The sequence below is a fragment of the Pseudomonas sp. MF4836 genome, from assembly GCF_002018875.1.
In the GTDB taxonomy this organism is placed as follows: domain Bacteria; phylum Pseudomonadota; class Gammaproteobacteria; order Pseudomonadales; family Pseudomonadaceae; genus Aquipseudomonas.
Map to the genome: position 1 here is coordinate 273,070 of NZ_MVOL01000001.1, position 17,695 is coordinate 290,764.

Annotated in this window: 13 protein-coding genes and 2 riboswitches; of the genes, 9 read left to right on the top strand and 4 right to left on the bottom strand. The window is 65.4% G+C overall.

Going from position 1 to position 17,695, the window contains the following annotated elements; translation table 11 throughout:
* Positions 1-71: 71 nt before the first annotated feature.
* From MF4836_RS01385 to MF4836_RS01395, 3 genes are read right to left on the bottom strand one after another with little or no spacing between them, the layout of a single operon-like run.
* Complete coding sequence (locus MF4836_RS01385; protein ID WP_078468752.1) at positions 72-485, bottom strand: cobalamin biosynthesis protein; 414 nt, start codon at positions 483-485, stop codon at positions 72-74.
* Positions 482-1,183 (bottom strand): CbtA family protein, encoded by a 702-nt coding sequence (locus tag MF4836_RS01390; protein ID WP_078468753.1) that lies wholly within the window; start codon positions 1,181-1,183, stop codon positions 482-484. The genes MF4836_RS01385 and MF4836_RS01390 overlap by 4 nt, the downstream gene beginning before the upstream one ends.
* An 11-nt stretch (positions 1,184-1,194) precedes the next feature.
* Positions 1,195-1,383: a CbtB domain-containing protein gene (locus MF4836_RS01395; RefSeq protein ID WP_020296891.1), complete on the bottom strand. Its 189-nt coding sequence runs from the start codon at positions 1,381-1,383 to the stop codon at positions 1,195-1,197.
* 97 nt (positions 1,384-1,480) lie between these two features.
* Positions 1,481-1,707, bottom strand: a riboswitch (cobalamin riboswitch).
* Positions 1,708-1,836: 129 nt separating this feature from the next.
* Positions 1,837-2,048, top strand: a riboswitch (cobalamin riboswitch).
* A gap of 96 nt (positions 2,049-2,144) precedes the next feature.
* Between MF4836_RS01395 and cobW the strand changes: the two genes are divergently transcribed.
* The 5 genes from cobW to MF4836_RS01420 all read left to right on the top strand — a co-directional run bounded on the left by cobW (position 2,145) and on the right by MF4836_RS01420 (position 10,562).
* Entirely contained in the window at positions 2,145-3,218 is a 1,074-nt protein-coding gene (cobW, locus tag MF4836_RS01400; protein WP_020296890.1) for a cobalamin biosynthesis protein CobW, read from the top strand.
* A gap of 3 nt (positions 3,219-3,221) precedes the next feature.
* A complete protein-coding gene (gene cobN / locus MF4836_RS01405; RefSeq protein ID WP_078468754.1) occupies positions 3,222-6,992 on the top strand; it encodes a cobaltochelatase subunit CobN in 3,771 nt (1,256 codons plus the stop codon).
* A 105-nt stretch (positions 6,993-7,097) separates the two neighbouring features.
* Positions 7,098-8,105, top strand: coding sequence for an ATP-binding protein (locus MF4836_RS01410; protein ID WP_078468755.1), 1,008 nt, complete (start codon positions 7,098-7,100; stop codon positions 8,103-8,105).
* A complete protein-coding gene (locus MF4836_RS01415) occupies positions 8,087-8,773 on the top strand; it encodes a vWA domain-containing protein (protein ID WP_238596118.1) in 687 nt (228 codons plus the stop codon). Before MF4836_RS01410 ends, MF4836_RS01415 begins: the two co-directional genes overlap by 19 nt.
* A gap of 142 nt (positions 8,774-8,915) precedes the next feature.
* Positions 8,916-10,562 carry a phospholipase D-like domain-containing protein gene (locus MF4836_RS01420; RefSeq protein ID WP_078468757.1) on the top strand — a complete coding sequence of 549 codons (1,647 nt, stop codon included), beginning with the start codon at positions 8,916-8,918 and terminating at the stop codon, positions 10,560-10,562.
* Between the two features lie 33 nt (positions 10,563-10,595).
* On the opposite strand, the gene MF4836_RS01425 is transcribed toward MF4836_RS01420, so the two are convergent.
* Entirely contained in the window at positions 10,596-11,168 is a 573-nt protein-coding gene (locus MF4836_RS01425) for a LuxR C-terminal-related transcriptional regulator (RefSeq protein WP_078468758.1), read from the bottom strand.
* A gap of 149 nt (positions 11,169-11,317) precedes the next feature.
* Between MF4836_RS01425 and MF4836_RS01430 the strand changes: the two genes are divergently transcribed.
* From MF4836_RS01430 to tssI, 4 genes are all read left to right on the top strand, one after another.
* A complete protein-coding gene (locus tag MF4836_RS01430) occupies positions 11,318-12,496 on the top strand; it encodes an acetyl-CoA acetyltransferase (RefSeq protein WP_078468759.1) in 1,179 nt (392 codons plus the stop codon).
* A gap of 2 nt (positions 12,497-12,498) precedes the next feature.
* On the top strand, positions 12,499-14,028 hold the full coding sequence (locus MF4836_RS01435; RefSeq protein ID WP_078468760.1) for a class I adenylate-forming enzyme family protein: 1,530 nt from the start codon (positions 12,499-12,501) through the stop codon (positions 14,026-14,028).
* A 42-nt stretch (positions 14,029-14,070) separates the two neighbouring features.
* A complete protein-coding gene (locus tag MF4836_RS01440) occupies positions 14,071-15,411 on the top strand; it encodes an MFS transporter (protein WP_078468761.1) in 1,341 nt (446 codons plus the stop codon).
* A gap of 189 nt (positions 15,412-15,600) precedes the next feature.
* A complete protein-coding gene (tssI, locus tag MF4836_RS01445; protein ID WP_078468762.1) occupies positions 15,601-17,670 on the top strand; it encodes a type VI secretion system Vgr family protein in 2,070 nt (689 codons plus the stop codon).
* Positions 17,671-17,695: the final 25 nt, after the last annotated feature.

A 17,695-nucleotide genomic window follows, 5' to 3' on the forward strand; every position in this document is an offset into this window, starting at 1 on the left:
TGTGAAAAAAGGGTCAAGGCAAGCCTGTAGATGAAGATTGCTCATGATCAACGCGGGGGATTATCGGGGTTTTAGCCGCAGCAGGCCATGGCCAGGGTCGCCTGGGCGTACTTTTGGCGGCGGATCAGCAGTTTCGCCGGGCTCTGCGCCAGGCGTTCGGCCAGGGCCAGGGCGGCGCTTTCGGCCACGCCATAGCAGCCGGTGCGTTCGTAGGCGATTTCCGAGCGGTGGCTCAGTTGCAGCGCATAGGGCGTGAGCTGCGAGCTGCTGAAACAGGTCAGGGGCAGGGCTAACTGCTCGGCCAGTTGCAGCAGGCCGGGCTCTTCGCGTTTCAGGTCGATACTGGCCAGGCCCCGGACTTGATCCAGCCCGAAGCCATGGGCTTCCAGGACCTGGTCGAGCAATGCGCGCAGCGTGTCCACCGGGCAGCCGCGCTGGCAACCCAGGCCGACCACCAGGGCCGGCGCTGCGTGCCGTTCACTCATGCCGCGTAGTGACCCGCGCTTTTACGCCGGAACAACCAGGCGCTGATCAGGCCCAGGGCCAGCCAGAACGCGGCATTGGTCAGTTGCGAGGCGATTTTGAACTGCGCTTCCAGGGCCTCCGGAGCCAGCATCGAATGCACTTCCGGCTGTGGCGCGCCAATGATGTGCGGCACGGCAATGATGGCGACACCCAGCACTTTCAGCAGCCAGTGCTGGGCAAACACGATCAGCGCGATACCGACGGCGGTCGAGGCCGCGGTGCCGACCCACCAGATCTGCCGTTGCGCCAGGTCCGCAGCGGCGGTGCCCGGCAGCTCGGGCGGCAGGCCCATGGTTGGCGCCAGGCAGAAGGTGGCGTAACCGGCCAGGCCCCACAGCAGCCCCTGGGACGTGCGATTCGGCGCGCGCAGGGTGTACAGGCCGGCGAGCATCAGGGCGAAGCCGACGGCCACCACCAGGTTACCGCCAGTGGTCGACAGCACGCGCTGCCAGCCATCTTCCGGCTCCCAGGCTTCGGCATCGTGGGTGTGGCCGGCCATGGCGCCTTCGGCGTGTTCATGGACTTCAGTGGCCGGGGCCTTTTCGTAGGTTTCGGCCTGCAAAATCAGCGGGGCGACCCAGAAGCTTTGCAGCAGGGTCAGCAACAGGGCGGCCAGCAGCCCGGTGAAACCTGCGGTTTGCGCAATACGCTTGATCATGTCAGCAGGTCTCAATGGCACGGGAAGGCGGAGCTGTGACGGGTATCGTGGGCAGCGTTGTGCACTGCTTCGATATGGGAGAACCCGGCGAAATACACCAGGCACGCGCCGAGGATCGAGGCACCGATGGCGGCGACCAGGCGTTGGCTCAGGGTGGAGGTGCTGCTGGCGGATTGACTGGTGCTGCTGATGATCGACATGGCGCATCCCTCTGGTTATCAGCGGGTGGATCGAACGCAGCAAAACCCCGCGCGACGGGCGCACAGGGAATTAACAGCGCCCGCCCACCGCGGGTTTGTTATGTGTCTATTGCGGGCCGGTCTCCGGGCTCGCGAGGGGCGGGGCTTGCGCCTGGCCTGCAAGAATCGCCTTCCCATGCCGGATGACCGGCGCAGTGGATCTGATTCTTCGCTCGCTTACCGTTGCGGGGGCAGCACCGGACTGGTCAAGGCCTTGAGTAAGGCACGTGACGCACCGGTTTCCCGTTTCACCCTGTGAAGGGCACCCGTAACAAGGTGTGTAGGAGAGCATGGGCGGGGGAGGGCCGTCAATTGCCACTCTTTCGCAATGGCGCCGGGACCGGGCAATGAATTTTCCCCGCGCCGGCACCGAGGCTGGCCGACAATGCGCATTGACCGGCCCCTGCGCTCTGCGTAGCCTTGCGCACTCGAGGTTCTTCGGCGCAGTCGGCCGAAGCTAAGAAGGGAACGCGGTCCAAGCCGCGGCTGCCCCCGCAACTGTAAAGGGTCATGGTTGATGCACAGCCACTGCACGCGCTTCAAGGCGTTGGCGGGAAGGCGCGTCAATCGTCGGTTAGCACCGGCACACCCTCAGCCAGGAGACCTGCCTCGTGACGAATTCTCACTACAACCGGGCGGGGTGATCCGGTGGCGAACTCTTCCGCGCAGCCATTGCCGCGGTTTTCGTCCCGTATGCCCGCCACCTTGCCAAAGGGCATCCGATGAAAACACTGGCCAAACTTCCCGTCACCATCGTCACCGGCTTCCTTGGCTCGGGCAAAACCACCTTGCTGCGGCACATGCTCGACAACGCCCAGGGTCGCCGGATCGCGGTGATCGTCAACGAATTTGGCGAACTGGGCATCGACGGTGAAATCCTCAAGCAATGCTCCATCGGCTGCACTGAAGAAGAGGCCAGCGGCCGGGTCTACGAGCTGGCCAACGGCTGCCTGTGCTGCACCGTGCAGGAAGAATTCTTCCCGGTGATGCGCGAATTGGTAGCCCGGCGCGGCGACCTTGACCACATCCTGATCGAAACCTCGGGCCTGGCTCTGCCAAAACCCCTGGTCCAGGCCTTCCAATGGCCGGAAATCCGCAGCGCCTGCACCGTCGACGCGGTGATCACCGTGGTCGACAGCCCGGCCGTGGCCGCCGGCACCTTCGCCGCCTTCCCGGACCAGGTCGATGCCCAGCGCAAGCTCGACCCCAACCTGGACCACGAATCGCCGCTGCACGAGCTGTTCGCCGACCAACTGGCCAGCGCCGACCTGGTGATTCTCAACAAGGCTGACCTGATCAGCGCCGAAGACCTGGCAAAAGTACGCCTGGAAGTGGCTGAAGAACTGCCGCCAGCGGTCAAGGTCATCGAAGCCAGCAGCGGTCGCCTGCCGCTGGACGTGTTGCTGGGCCTGGGTGCCGGCTCCGAAGAACACATCGACAGCCGTCACAGCCACCACGACCATCACCATGACGGCGACGATGCCGATCATGACGACCACGATCACGACGCTTTCGATTCGATCTCCATCGAACTGCCGCAAGCCGAGGAAAGCCTGCTGCTCGATGCCCTGACCCAACTGGTGGTCAAGCACGGGATCCTGCGGGTCAAGGGGTTTGCCGCCATTCCCAACAAGCCGATGCGCTTGCTGATCCAGGGCGTGGGCACCCGTTTCGACAAGCACTTCGACCGCCAGTGGGGCGCCGACGAGGCCCGGACCACGCGCCTGGTGCTGATCGGCCAGGAGCTGGACGCCGAGCAACTCGAAGCGCAACTGCGCGCCGCCCTCAGCGTTTAACCCATGCACCTGCTCAGGACCCAGCCCGGCGGTTTCGTGTCGGATGACAACATTGCCGACCTTGGACAAACCCCCGCCGAGCTGGTGATCCTGTGCAGCGGCGACTCCAGCCTGGCGCTGCTGGCGGAAGCGGCCCAGCAGTTGCCGGACGACTTCCCGAGCTTTCGCCTGGCCAACCCGATGCAGGTGCAGAACCACGCCTCGGTCGACCTGTATGTCGACCAGGTGCTGCGTCATGCCAAGGTGATCCTGATTTCCCTGCACGGCGGCATCGGCTACTGGCGCTACGGCGTCGAACGCCTGGTGCAACTGGCCGAGCGCGGGGTGCAGCTGATTCTGGTGCCGGGGGATGACCGCCCGGATCCGGAGCTCAGCGACCTGAGCACGGTGCCGGGCGCCGCGCGCGATCGGCTGTGGCACTTCTTGCGCCAGGGTGGGCGCGACAACGCCCTGAATCTGTACCGTTGCCTGGCCGCCAGCCTGCTGGGCCGCGACTATGCCTGGGCCGAGCCGCAGACCTTGCCGCGCACGGCGATTTACCACCCCCATAAAAGTGCCGCGACCCTGGGCGATTGGCAGGCCGACTGGCACGCCGGACAGCCGGTGGCGGCGGTGCTGTTTTACCGCTCCCATCTGCAGGCGGCCAATACCGGGTTTATTGATGTGTTTTGCCAGCGTTTGCAGGCGGCCGGGCTCAACCCGTTGCCGATTGCCCTGGCCAGTCTCAAGGAGCCCGGCTGCCTGACGATGGTCGAAGACTTGCTGGATGAAGTCGAGGCCGGGGTGATTCTGAACACCACCGGCTTTGCCCAGTCAAGCCCCGAGGCCCCGCATCTGCGGCCATTTCGGCGCAATATCCCGGTGATCCAGGCCATCTGCGCCCAGGACAACGAACCCGGCTGGCGCGCCAGCGAACAAGGCCTGGGCCCGCGCGACCTGGCGATGCACATCGCTTTGCCCGAGCTGGACGGGCGCATCATCAGCCGGCCCATCAGCTTCAAGGACCTGGCCTGGCGCAGCGAGCGCAGCCAGTCGGACGTGGTCTGCTACCGGGCCCAGCCCGAGCGCATGGATTTCGTCGCCGAGCTGGCGCGGCGCTGGATCGAATTGGCCCGGGTGCCCAACGGGCAAAAGCGCATCGCGCTGATCCTGGCCAACTACCCGACCCGGGACGGGCGCATCGGCAATGGTGTCGGCCTGGATACCCCGGCGGCGGCGCTGAATATCCTGCGCGCCTTGCAGGCCGAGGGCTACCCGCTGAGCACCGAACTGCCGGCCAGCGGCACGGCGTTGATCCAGCAATTGCTCGGTGGCGTCAGCAATGACCTCGACAGCATCGACCTGCGGCCCTGCGCGCAAAGCCTGGCGCTGGACGACTACCGGCTGATGTTCAACGCCTTGCCCGAAGCCAATCGACAGGCGGTGCAAGCGCGTTGGGGCAGCCCGGAACAGGACCCGATGTTTCGCGGCGGACGGATGATGGTCGCCGGCCTGCGTTTTGGCCTGACCTTTGTCGGTATCCAGCCGGCCCGGGGCTATCAGGTCGATCCCAGTGCGGTCTACCACGACCCGGACCTGGTGCCGCCCCACGGTTACCTGGCGTTCTATTTCTGGCTGCGCCAGGCCTATGGCGCCCACGGACTGATTCACGTCGGTAAGCACGGCAACCTGGAGTGGCTGCCGGGCAAGGGTGTCGGGCTGTCCGAGAGCTGCTGGCCGGATGCATTGCTGGGGCCGCTGCCCAATATCTACCCGTTTATCGTCAATGACCCGGGGGAGGGCGCCCAGGCCAAGCGCCGGACCCAGGCGGTGATCATCGACCACCTGATGCCGCCCCTGACCCGCGCCGAAACCTATGGTCCGCTGCGCGACCTGGAGCTGTTGGCCGACGAGTATTACGAAGCCCAACTGCTGGACCCGCGGCGTGCCCGCGAGTTGCAGCGCGACATTCTCAAGCTGGTGCGGGAAACCCGCATCGACCGCGAATTGCAGCTCGACGAAAAACTCGACAGCGACGCCGATGCGGCGATCTGGCTGCCACGCCTGGACACCTACCTGTGCGACCTCAAGGAATCGCAGATCCGCGACGGCCTGCACGTGTTCGGCGAATCGCCCACCGGGCGCCTGCGCCTCGACACCCTGCTGGCCCTGCTGCGCATCCCCCGCGGCGATGGCCGGGGCGCGCAGTCGAGCCTGCTGCGGGCCCTGGCCAAGGCTTTCGAGCTGGGGTTCGATCCGCTGGATTGCGCCCTGGCCGAACCCTGGAGCGAACGCCGTCCGCCGCTGTTGCAGCAGGTCAGCACTGAGCTGTGGCGCACCGCCGGGGATACCCGCGAGCGCCTCGAACTGTTTGCCGGACAGTTGATCGAAAGTGCCCTGCAAGGGCCGCTGGAGCAACTCGAGGAGCCGGGTTGGGCAGAGGTGAAGGTGATTATCGACGGCCTGCGCGACGTGGTCGCACCGCGCCTGGATGCCTGCGGCCCGGCAGAAATGCGCGGCCTGCTGGATGCCCTGGGCGGGCGCTTCGTGCCGGCCGGGCCCAGTGGTGCGCCGAGTCGCGGACGCCTGGACGTGCTGCCCACCGGACGCAATTTTTTCTCGGTGGACGTGCGCAACCTGCCGACCACCACCGCCTGGCGCATCGGCTTTCAGTCAGCCCATCTGATTCTTGAGCGACACCTGCAGGATCACGGCGACCACCTGCGCCAGCTCGGGCTCTCGGTGTGGGGCACGGCGACCATGCGCACCGGCGGTGATGATATCGCCCAGGCCATGGCCCTGATGGGCGTGCGCCCGGTGTGGGCCACCGGCAGCCAGCGGGTCGATGACTTCGAGATCCTGCCCCTGAGCCTGCTGGACCGGCCTCGGGTCGACGTGACCCTGCGGGTCTCGGGGTTCTTCCGCGACGCCTTCGCCAACCTGATCCGGCTGTTCGATGCGGCGGTGCAGGCAGTGGCGGCGCTGGATGAGCCCGATGACCTCAACCCGCTGGCGGCCAAGGTCCGCGCCGAGCGCCAGAGCCTGCTGGAGGCAGGGCTGGATGCCGACGCGGCGGCGCGCCAGGCCGGCTGGCGGATTTTCGGGGCCAAGCCCGGTGCCTATGGGGCCGGGGTCCAGGGCGCCATCGATGGGCGCCTGTGGCAAAGCCGCGAAGACCTGGCCGAGGTCTACCTCAATTGGGGCGGTTATGCCTACGGCGGCAGTGATGAGGGCACGGCGGCTCGGGAGCAGTTCGCCCAGCGCCTGAGCCAGGTGCAGGCGGTGCTGCAAAACCAGGACAATCGCGAGCACGACCTGCTCGACTCCAACGACTACTACCAGTTCCAGGGCGGCATGCTGGCGGCGGTGGAAAGCCTCAGCGGGGCCAAGGCCGCCAGTTACCATGGCGACCACAGCCAGCCGGACCTGCCGAAAATCCGCAGCCTCAAGGAAGAGTTGAACCGGGTGATCCGTTCCCGGGCGGCCAATCCGAAGTGGATCGAGGGGGTCAAGCGCCATGGCTATAAAGGCGCTTTTGAAATGGCCGCGACCGTGGATAATCTGTTTGCCTTCGACGCCACCACCGAACTGATCGATGACCATCAATACGCCTTGCTGGCTGACGCCTATGTGCTTGACCCGTCGACCCGCGAGTTTATCCGGCAGCACAACCCCCATGCCCTGCGCGACATGACCGAACGCCTGCTCGAAGCCCAGCAGCGTGGCCTGTGGCAAGAGCCTGGCGAGTACCGCGAGGCCCTGGAAAACCTGCTGCTGGACATCGAAGAGAGCTAGCTACACCTGTAGCCGCTGCCGCAGGCTGCGCTGTCCGGCACAAGCCACACACAACCAGCGCTCACCCCAATCTTTACGCACCCAGGCCCTGACCGAGACCCCGACATGAGCGATACCCCACATTTTCCGCTGTCCGCCGTGGTTGGCGCCGATGACCTGAAACTGGCGCTGTGCCTGACTGCCATCGATCCGAAAATCGGTGGGGTGCTGATCGAAGGGCCACGGGGCATGGCCAAGTCGACTCTGGCCCGGGGGCTGGCGGATCTATTGGCCAGCGGGCAATTTGTCACCTTGCCCCTGGGCGCGACCGAAGAGCGGCTGGTGGGCACCCTGGATCTGGATGCCGCGCTGGGCGAGGGCCGGGCGCAGTTTTCCCCCGGGGTACTGGCCAAGGCCGATGGCGGCGTGCTGTACGTCGATGAGGTCAACCTGCTGCCCGATCATCTGGTGGACCTGTTGCTGGACGTCGCCGCCAGCGGCACCAACCTCATTGAGCGTGACGGCATTTCCCATCGGCATTCGGCGAAGTTCGTGCTGATTGGCACCATGAACCCGGAGGAGGGCGAGCTGCGCCCGCAACTGCTCGACCGCTTCGGTCTGAATGTGGCGCTGGGTGGGCAGACGCCGCCGAGCGAGCGCGGGCAGATCATTCGTCGGCGCCTGGATTTCGACAGTGATCCCCAGGGTTTCTGCGAGCAGTGGGCGCCGCAGCAAGTGGCGCTGCGTGAGCGCTGCCAGGGCGCACGGGAGTTGCTGGGGCAGATCGCCCTGGACGATGGGGCTCTGGCGCAGATCACCGAGCGCTGTTTCGCCGCTGGGGTCGACGGCCTGCGCGCCGACCTGGTGTGGTTGCGCGCGGCACGGGCCCATGCCGCCTGGCGCGGGGCAACGGCGATCACTGGGCAGGATATCGACGCCGTGGCCGAGTTTGCGTTGCGCCATCGCCGTCGCGACACCCCGCCGGCGGCGGCAGACCAGCCCCAATCTTCCCAGGCGCCGTCCGCGACGCAGCAGCAAGCCGCCACGGGCCAGGGCCAATGGGGCGAAATGCCGGCCCAGGCCCAAGCCACCGGCGTGCGCCGTGAAGTGCCGAGCTGGCCAAAAAAGCCCTAGGCATCCGCCCTCGCTCTGCCGCGGGGGCGGATGCCAGGCCCCGGGCAGGGAGGTTGGACCAGGGACGGCAGGGGCGGGGCCGGGCGGCGACTGAGGGCACGATCAACTGGCCCGGGACCTTGCTCACTGGTCGGCCACAGGTGCGCGAGGATCTGCTGTATCGCCTGCGCAGTCGCACGGCCCATGAGCTGTGGCTGGTGATTGTCGACGCCTCGGCCTCGACCCGCCGGCATTCGGCGCTGAGCGATGCCAAGGGGCTGCTGGCGCAACTGTTCGACGATGCCTACCGCCAGCGCGCCCGGCTGGCGCTGCTGACCGCCAGTGGCCGCACACCGAGCTGGCAGGTCCAGGGTTTGAAGGCTTCGGCGGATTTGCGCCAGTGGCTGGACGGGCTTGGCGCGGGTGGCGGAACGCCCTTGCTGCAGGCGCTGGAAGAAGCCGCGCAGTGGCTGGCCCGGCGCCAACGGCGTTTTCCGGCAGAGCAGCAGCGGGTCTTGCTTATCACCGACGGCCGGCTGAAAAGCCTGCCGCCGCAGCCCCCCCTCAACTGCCCGGCATTGCTGATCGATATCGAGCGCGGCCCCATCCGCCTCGCCCGCGCCCAGCAACTGGCCACTGCCCTGGGCGCCGAATACCGTCATATCGACCTGCTGCCCCCAACCGCCTGACACAACTCCTGTAGCCGCTGCCGATAGGCTGCGCTGTCCCTCACGACCGCCGTAATTCACCTGAGACGCCACGGCGTCGGTGCTGGCCAGCGCAGCCTGCTGGCTGCGGCTACGCTTGATCCACCGTCACAGGAGTGAATGTATGCGGGTACTGGTGAGTACCGACAAGGATGATTTTCGGGTCAAGGCTTATGCCGGGACTAATGGGGTATTGCTGGCCATGGACCTGGACCCCGCGCGGCGCAAGGGGTTGCTGGGGTTTGCCATTGAAAAGCGCAGCGCCACCAAGCCCTGGCTGTTTCTGTTCAACAGCCTGACTTTCCCCGGCAAGGCCCACAGTTTCCCTCAGTACAACGCCACGCCGAGCGATCAGGCGCCGTTGCAAAAATTTCGCTGGGCCGATTACGCAGTCAACCCCGGGGCGACCATGGATTACCGGGTGCACCTGGCCTATGGCAGCCCGGATGCGCCGCAACTGGGGGAGTCGCTGCAGGTCACGATCACGGCCGATAACGGCCTGCCGCCGGGGCAGCGGGTGATCTTCAATCGAGCGGTGGCCGCCAGCCAGGCGTTTTCGCGCAAGTTTCCCGAGCTGGATGCGCTGATCAGCGCCAACAAGCACCTGCCCATCGAAGCCTGGCCCGAGGCGCCCCGGCAATGGCTGGAAAACGGCCTGCTCGGCGAGCTGCTGGGGTTTATCGAACGTGCGGTGGATGCGCACTGGGCGCTGGACATCGCGATCTACGAATACCAGCTGCAGTCGATCATCGACGCGGTCAATGCCGCCTTCGACCGTGGCGCCAGGGTGCGGGTGCTGTACCACGCCCAGCCCGGGGATGCGGACACGGCGCTGAATCAGGCCAATCTGCAGCACCTGCCGCCGGCCAATGCACGCGGGCGGGTGACCCACAGCATTTTCCATGACAAGTTCATCGTCCTCAGCCAGCTCGACGCCAACGGCACGGCGCAGCCGGCCGCCGTGCTCTGCGGCAGCACCAACTTCACCGCCAACGGGGTCTACCGCCAGGCCAACGTGGTGCACGTGCTGGACAACCCCAGCCTGGCCGCGAGCTACCTGGAGGTATTCGAGCACATCTGGGCCGCCCCGGCAGACGTCGGCGCGACGCGCAAATGGCTGACCCAGCACAACCCGGTGCGGCTGGACACGCCGCTGTTTGCCGGGTTTTCCCCGCGCTCGGGGCAGGGCGACCTGCAAGCCTTTGTCGAGATCATCAACGCCTCGAAAAAGGACCTGCTGTTCGTCACCGCATTCACCCTGCCGGACATGATCCTCAACGCCTTGCTCGGCCAGCCCCACGACGACGTGCTGCGTTACGGCCTGCAAAACACCGCCAGCCGCATCACCGGTTTCCATGCCGACCGCAGCGCCGAGTTCGCCGCCACCGCATTGCTCAACGACGGCCTGGAAGGCTGGCTGAAGGAAGGACTGAAGGGCCAGAAGGGCAATTTGCTGGTGCACACCAAGGCCATCGTCAGCGACTTCACCAGCGACGCGCCGGTGATCATCAGCGGCAGCCACAACCTCAGCGCCGCCGCGAGCAATGGCAATGACGAGAACTTTCTGATCATCCGTGGCGACACCGACCTGGCGGACCGTTACGGCCTGGAGTTGCTGCGTTTTTACGAGCATTACCGCTTTCGCTATTACGCGAAGAAGCTGGCGCTCAAGCAGGTCCAGCCATTGGCGGTGGATGATGCCTGGAGTGACGATTACTACCGCGAGGGCGACTTGCGCCAGTTGTCGCGGCTGCGCTTTGCCGGGCGCTGAGGCCGCCCGGGGCCTGGCTTGGGCCGGGCCCGCTCAATTGACGAAAATGATCTTCGAGACCAGTTCCGCACTGTTTTTGGCTTGCAGCTTTTTCATCAGCCGCGCGCGGTGGACTTCCACCGTGCGGTGGGAGATCGCCAGTTTCTTCGCCACTTCCTTGCAGGTCAGGCCGTTGACGATATGCATCGACACTTCGCGTTCGCGGGGTGTGAGGTTGACCGTGGCGTGGTGCGGGCGGTCCATGCGCTCGAAGTGCCAGATCATCAGCTTGAACGGGTCGTCCAGGGTCAGGGTGTAGCCATGGGCCTTGGCCCAGAACACTTCGCCACTCTTGTGCTGCATGAAGCGTTCGTCGGAATAGGCGCAGCTGTTGCTGTTGAGCAACCAGTTGCGGCTGCGGTTGCCGATGGTGGTGTAGTCCGCCTGAGAGGGGTAGATCAGCAGGGTCAGGTGGCCCACGAGTTCTTCATGGGAGTAGCCGAACAGCTGCAGGAAGGCCTCATTGCAGTCGAGCATCACCCGGTGGCCGGTGATCAGCTGCGGGGCGGGAGACATTTGGAACGCCAGGCGCTCAAGGTCATTTTTCTGTTGGGCGAAAGCGTTCATTGGGCATCCTGCCTCGATGTGAATTCGCAGTCGGGGTGCTGCTCCCCGGCGCGGCTACTTATCCATGTACGTAGTTGCACGAACTAGCGAGGGGTTCGTGCTGGAGGCATTGTAAGGAATGCCTGTGACAAGCAAAGAAGAAAATCGCCATGACCCATGATTCCGTATCCATCGTCGCCGCCGGACACACCCCCTTTGGCCGGCTGGACGGTCGCACCCTGGAAGACCTGATCGTTCAGGTCAGCCGCGAGGCCCTGGCGGACGCCGCCATCGATGCATCGGAGATCGATGCGCTGTTCCTCGGGCACTTCAACGCCGGGATGGTGCCCGATGCGTTCCCCGCGTCCTTGCTGATGCAGGCCGACCCGGGCCTGCGCTTCAAGCCGGCCACCCGCTGCGAGAACGCCTGCGCCTCGGGCTCGGCGGCGATCCAGGCGGGGATCAACGCCATCCTTTCCGGCGCTGCCGAGCTGGTGCTGGTGGTGGGGGCCGAGAAGATGACCCACAACTCCACGGCCGAGGTCACCCAGGCCCTGGCGGGCGCCGGCTACCAGAACGACGTCGAAGAGGCGGGGCTGAGTTTCCCCCAGTTGTTCGGCCTGGCCGCCGAGCAGTACCGCGATCGCTATCAGTGCCCGATGGCCTCGATGGCCGCCATCGCCACCAAAAACCACTCCAACGCCATGGCCAACCCTTTGGCGCAGATGCACCGGGTCATGGATTTCGAGCATTGCAACAACGTGTCCAAGAGCAACCCCTATGTAGCGCCATCGCTGCGCCTGACCGATTGCTCGCTGATCAGCGACGGCGCGGCGGCCATTGTGCTGGCCTCGTCCAAGCGCGCCCGGCTGTTTCGGCGTGATGTGCTGATTCGCGCCGCGACCCAGGTCAATGACTTCCTGCCGATCGCCCAGCGCGACCTGCTGGCCTTCGAGGGCCCGCAGCGGGCGATTCACTCGGCGCTGCGCGGGGCCAGCCTGACCTTGACCGACCTGAGCTTTGCCGAGGTCCACGACTGCTTCACCATCGCCGAACTGCTGATTTATGAAGCCATGGGCCTGGCGCCCAAGGGCGAGGGGCATCGGGCCCTGGACGACGGCATCGTCCGCGCCGGTGGCCGCCTGCCGGTAAACCTGTCCGGCGGGCTCAAGGCCAAGGGGCATCCGGTGGGCGCGACCGGGGTGTCAATGCACGCCCTGGCGTTCCGCCAACTGACCGGCGAGCCAATCGGGATCGCCGTGCCGGGCCCGGAGTTCGGGCTGGTGTTCAACATGGGCGGCATGGCGGTGGCCAACTATGCCTCGGTGCTTCAGGCACTCAGGGCCTGAGCATGAATATCGCCAACTGGTTACTGGATGCCGGTCGTCGCTGGCCCGAGCGCCCGGCGTTGTTCAGCGGCGCGCGGGCAGTGGCCGACTATCGCACCTTTGCTGCGCACGCCGCGCAGCGTGCGGCCGAGCTGGTGCAGCAGCACGGTATTGCGCCGGGCGAGCGTGTCGCGTTGTTCATGAAAAACAGCTGCCACTACCTGGAGTTGCTGTATGCCATCTGGTGGGCGGGCGCCGTGGCGGTGCCGATCAACAGCCGGCTGCACCCGGCCGAAGCCGCGTGGATCGCCGACAACGCCCAGGCGCGGCTGATCTTCACCGATGACGGTCAGGTGTTCGAGCCCCAGGCGCTGACGCCGCCGTGCCGGGAGCTGGCCCTGAGCGCCTGCGGGCCGCTGGCCGAGCCCCTTAACAGCCCATGCGCGCGCCAGTCCGAGGACCTGGCGTGGCTGTTCTACACCTCCGGCACCACCGGGCGCTCCAAGGGGGTGATGCTGTCCCACGGCAACCTCAGCGCCATGTCCCTGTGCTACCCGATCGATGTCGACCCGGTAGCCGCCGGGGATGCGGTGGTCTATGCCGCGCCGATGTCCCACGGCGCCGGGCTGTACAACTTTATTCATGTGCGCTGCGGTGCGCGGCATGTGGTGCCCGAGTCCCGCGGGTTCAAGGCCGAGGAGCTGTTCGCCCTGGCCAGTGAGCTGGGGCAGGTCAGCCTGTTTGCCGCGCCGACCATGGTCAAACGCATGGTCGAGCAGGCGCGGGCCCAAGGTTATTCCGGGGCGGGGATCAAGACCATCGTCTACGGCGGAGCCCCGATGTACCTCGCGGACTTGCGCGAAGCCCTTGCCACCTTTGGCCCGCGACTGGTGCAGATCTACGGCCAGGGCGAAAGCCCGATGACCATCAGCGCCTTGCCCCGCGAACTGATCGCCGACTGCGACCGCGCCGACTGGGCGGCCCTGGCGTCGTCGGTGGGGCGTGCCCACTCGTGCGTCGAAATCAGCATTCGCGACCCTCAGGGCGCGCCGCTGCCCGCTGGCCAACCCGGTGAAATCGCCGTGCGCGGCGCCACGGTGATGCTCGGTTACTGGCGCAATGCGCGGGCCACCCGCGAGGCCCTGGTGCAGGGCTGGTTGTTGACCGGGGACATCGGCTACCTCGACTGCGCGGGTTACCTGACCCTGACCGATCGCTCCAAGGATGTGATCATTTCCGGTGGCAGCAACATCTACCCGCGCGAGGTGGAGGAGGTGCTGGCCCAGCACCCGGCGGTGTTTGAAGTCTGCGTGGTGGGTGAGCCGCACCCGCAATGGGGCGAGTCGGTGGTAGCCTTCGTCGTTGCGCGCGACGGCGCGGTGCTTGATCAACAGCAACTCAACGCCTGGTTTGTGCAGCGCATGGCCTCGTTCAAGAAGCCGACGAAGTACGTGTTTCGCAAAGAATTACCCCGCAACAGTTACGGCAAGATCCTCAAGACCGAACTGCGTCTGTCGTTGATGGAGGCGGTGAGCGTTTCAGTGACGCCTTGAGGCGTGTTTTTCATGGATAGCGACAAGACAGGAGTCCACACAATGGATCTGCAACAGAAAAACCCGGCCCGGCAACGGCGCCGGGCGTTTATCGGTGCCACGTCGGGGCACCTTATCGAGTGGTACGACTACGGCGTCTACGGCTTTCTCGCGGTGTACATCGGCAAGGCATTTTTTGTCTCCGACGACCCGACCACCAGCCTGCTGGCGAGCTTCGCCGCCTTTGCCCTGAGCTTTTTCATCCGGCCCCTGGGTGGTCTGTTTTTCGGTCCGCTGGCGGACAAGATCGGCCGGCGCAAGACCCTGATCACGGTACTGGTGATGATGGCCGGCTCCACCTGCCTGCTGGGGCTGTTGCCGACCTATGCCTCGATCGGGATCGCCGCGCCGATCATGCTGGTGTTGATTCGCTGCGTGCAGGGCTTCTCGGCCGGTGGCGAGATCGGCACCATCACCAGCTTTATTTCCGAGTACGCCGGGCCCGGGCGCCGTGGGTTTGCCACCTGCTGGCTGATGGTCACCGCGGTGCTCGGGCTGTTGCTGGGCGGGGCGGTGGCCAATGGCATGACCTGGGCCCTGGGCGCGGACCTGATGCAGGCCTGGGGCTGGCGCATTCCGTTTCTGATTGCCGCGCCCCTGGGCCTGGTCTCGATGTACATCCGCCTGCGGCTCGAGGACAGCCCCGAGTTCCTGGCCCTGCAACGCGCCGGACAAACGTCCAGGGCGCCGCTGCGTGAGGTTTGGCAATGGAAGCGGGCGATTGCCCTGGTGTTCTTCATCATCACCTTGCACAGCTCGATCTTTTACCTGGTGCTGACCTTCGCCTCGACCTACATGTCGAGCATCCTCAAGTTCGACAGTGGCACCACCTTGTTGTACGTGTTCGTCGCCAGCTTCTCGGCGGCGTTCGTCATGCCGTTCGGCGGGGCCTTTACCGACCGCTACGGACGCAAGCCGTTTTTGCTGGTGGTCGGGACCCTGGCCACGCTGGCGATGTTCTGGTTCTTCAAGTCGGCCCCGACCGCGACGCCCACCTCGTTTTTCTTCCCGCTGATGGCGGTGGCGATTCTGTTCGGGCTTTACGCTTCCTCGACCTACGCCCTGATGAGCGAACTGTTGCCGACGCGGATCCGCTCCACGGGCATCGCGGTGGCCTACAACATCCCGGTGGCAGTGTTTGGCGGCAGCGCGCCGCTGATTTCCACCTGGCTGATCAAGCTCACCGGTGACATCACGTCGCCCTGGTACTTCTACATCGGCACCGGCGTGGTGTCGCTGATTGCCTTGGTGGTACTGCGCCAGGACGACTTTGTGGCCCGCGCGGCCAGCGCCGAACCGCCTTTCGCCCCGGCCCCCGGTGCGTTGCTGACCCCGGTGCGCTGAAGACCTGCCGGACTCGGGCCGCGCCTGCGGCCTGAGTCACAAATCCTTGATTGTCTTCAGATTCTTCCTGGTCGATGTGGTTATAAATCTGGCGCTGGGTCCGTGCATTCTGAATAATGCGGGTTTGGGTGCACCCTGGGTCCCGCGGACCGACAGGGTACCGTCCCTCATCGTCAGGCAAGGATCGCAATGAATCTCACTCAGCAGGCCCGAGTGGTCAAGCTCATCAGCCCGTTGGGCGCCGATGTCCTGCAACTCGACCGAATGGATGGCAATGAAGCCCTGGGCCGTCCCTTCGAATACGAGCTGGCGCTGGTTTCCAAACACCATTCGTTGCCGCTGAACGCCTTGCTCGGCCAGCCGGTGAGCCTGTCCATCGAGCAATACGACGGCTCCCTGCGCTACTTCCACGGCATTGTCAGCCGCTGCGGGCAGACTGCCGGCAGTGGGCAGTTTGCCGGTTATCGGCTGTCGGTCCGACCCTGGCTGTGGCTGCTGAGCCGCACCTCCGATTGCCGGATCTTCCAGAACCGCACGGTGCCGGACATCGTCATGCAGGTGTTTCGCGACCTGGGCTTCACCGACTTCGAAGACGCCCTGACCCGCACCTACCGCGAGTGGGAATACTGCGTGCAGTACCGCGAGACCGCCTTCGATTTCGTCAGCCGCCTGCTGGAGCAGGAGGGCATCTACTATTTCTTCCGCCATGAGGCGGGGCGCCATGTGCTGGTGCTGGCCGACGACTACGGCGCCCACAGCACGGCGCCCGGTTACGCCAGCGTGCCGTACTACCCGCTCAAGGACCGGATCCGCGAGCGCGACCATATCTTCGACTGGCACCTGGACCATGAGGTGCAGCCCGGCTCCCTGGAACTCAGCGATTACGATTTCCAGCGCCCCAGCACCCGGTTGGAAGTGCGCTCCACGGTGCCGCGCCCCCACAGCAACGGCGACTACCCGCTGTACGACTACCCCGGCGAATACGTGCAGGCCGAGGATGGCGAGCAGTACGCGCGCAACCGCATCGAAGCGATCCAGACCCAGTACGAGCGCATTGTCATGCACGGCAACGCCCGGGGCATTGGCAGCGGGCATCTGTTCAGCCTGACCGGCTACCCCCGGCTCGACCAGAACCGCGAGTACCTGGTGGCCACCGCCCGTTACCGGATCAGCCAGGAGGCCTACGAATCGGGCGCCGCCGATGGCGATTTTCAGTTTGAAAGCACCCTGGATTGCATCGACGCCACCCAGGTCTTCCGTCCGCTGCCGCTGACCCCGCAACCCCTGGTGCGCGGCCCGCAGACGGCGATGGTGGTGGGCCCCGCCGGCGAGGAAATCTGGACCGATAAATTCGGCCGGGTGAAGGTGCATTTCTACTGGGATCGCCACGATCGCTCGGATGAAAACAGCTCGTGCTGGATCCGCGTCTCGCAAAGCTGGGCCGGCAAGAACTGGGGCGCGATGCACATTCCGCGCATCGGCCAGGAAGTGATCGTCAGCTTCCTCGAAGGCGACCCCGACCGCCCGATCATCACCGGCCGGGTGTACAACGCTGAGCAGACGGTGCCCTACGACCTGCCGGCCAACGCCACCCAGAGCGGGATCAAGAGCCGTTCAAGCAAGGGCGGCACGCCGGCCAACTTCAATGAAATCCGCATGGAGGACAAGAAGGGCGAGGAGCAGCTGTTTATCCATGCCGAGAAGAACCAGGACATCGAGGTCGAGAACGACGAAACCCACTGGGTGGGCCGCGACCGTGCGAAAACCATCGACCGCGACGAGACCGTGCACGTCCACCGGGACCGCACCGAAACCGTGGACAACAACGAGACCATCACGGTCCACGCCAACCGCAAGAAGACCGTGGACCTGAACGAGACGGTGCTGATCGGCATGAACAAGTCCGAGACCATTCTCATGGCCTCGCTGCAGAACGTCGGCATGGGCCGCATGGAAAACGTCGGGCTCGGCTACAGCCTCAACGTCGGCATGATGATGAACACCTTTGTCGGCCTGAACCAGACCACCCAGATCGGCAAGAAAAACGTGATCTCGGCCGGTGAAAGCTATCACCTGGCGGTGGGCGGCAGCGACGATGGCTCGACCATCACCCTGGACGGCAAGAGCCTCAAGCTCGGCAGCCAGACCATCGAGCTCACGGCCGACAAGGAGATCCGCCTGACCTGCGGCCAGAGCACGATCCGCATCACGCCCTCGGAGATCGAGATTCTCTCGCCGAATGTCGATATCAACTGCTAGCACACCCTCAGGTAAACGGTCCCAC

Coding starts and splice junctions, on each gene's coding strand:
- MF4836_RS01385 (WP_078468752.1), bottom strand. CDS start 485: ATGAGTGAACGGCACGCAGCGCCGGCCCTGGTGGTCGGCCTGGGTTGC.
- MF4836_RS01390 (WP_078468753.1), bottom strand. CDS start 1,183: ATGATCAAGCGTATTGCGCAAACCGCAGGTTTCACCGGGCTGCTGGCC.
- MF4836_RS01395 (WP_020296891.1), bottom strand. CDS start 1,383: ATGTCGATCATCAGCAGCACCAGTCAATCCGCCAGCAGCACCTCCACC.
- cobW (WP_020296890.1), top strand. CDS start 2,145: ATGAAAACACTGGCCAAACTTCCCGTCACCATCGTCACCGGCTTCCTT.
- cobN (WP_078468754.1), top strand. CDS start 3,222: ATGCACCTGCTCAGGACCCAGCCCGGCGGTTTCGTGTCGGATGACAAC.
- MF4836_RS01410 (WP_078468755.1), top strand. CDS start 7,098: ATGAGCGATACCCCACATTTTCCGCTGTCCGCCGTGGTTGGCGCCGAT.
- MF4836_RS01420 (WP_078468757.1), top strand. CDS start 8,916: ATGCGGGTACTGGTGAGTACCGACAAGGATGATTTTCGGGTCAAGGCT.
- MF4836_RS01425 (WP_078468758.1), bottom strand. CDS start 11,168: ATGAACGCTTTCGCCCAACAGAAAAATGACCTTGAGCGCCTGGCGTTC.
- MF4836_RS01430 (WP_078468759.1), top strand. CDS start 11,318: ATGACCCATGATTCCGTATCCATCGTCGCCGCCGGACACACCCCCTTT.
- MF4836_RS01435 (WP_078468760.1), top strand. CDS start 12,499: ATGAATATCGCCAACTGGTTACTGGATGCCGGTCGTCGCTGGCCCGAG.
- MF4836_RS01440 (WP_078468761.1), top strand. CDS start 14,071: ATGGATCTGCAACAGAAAAACCCGGCCCGGCAACGGCGCCGGGCGTTT.
- tssI (WP_078468762.1), top strand. CDS start 15,601: ATGAATCTCACTCAGCAGGCCCGAGTGGTCAAGCTCATCAGCCCGTTG.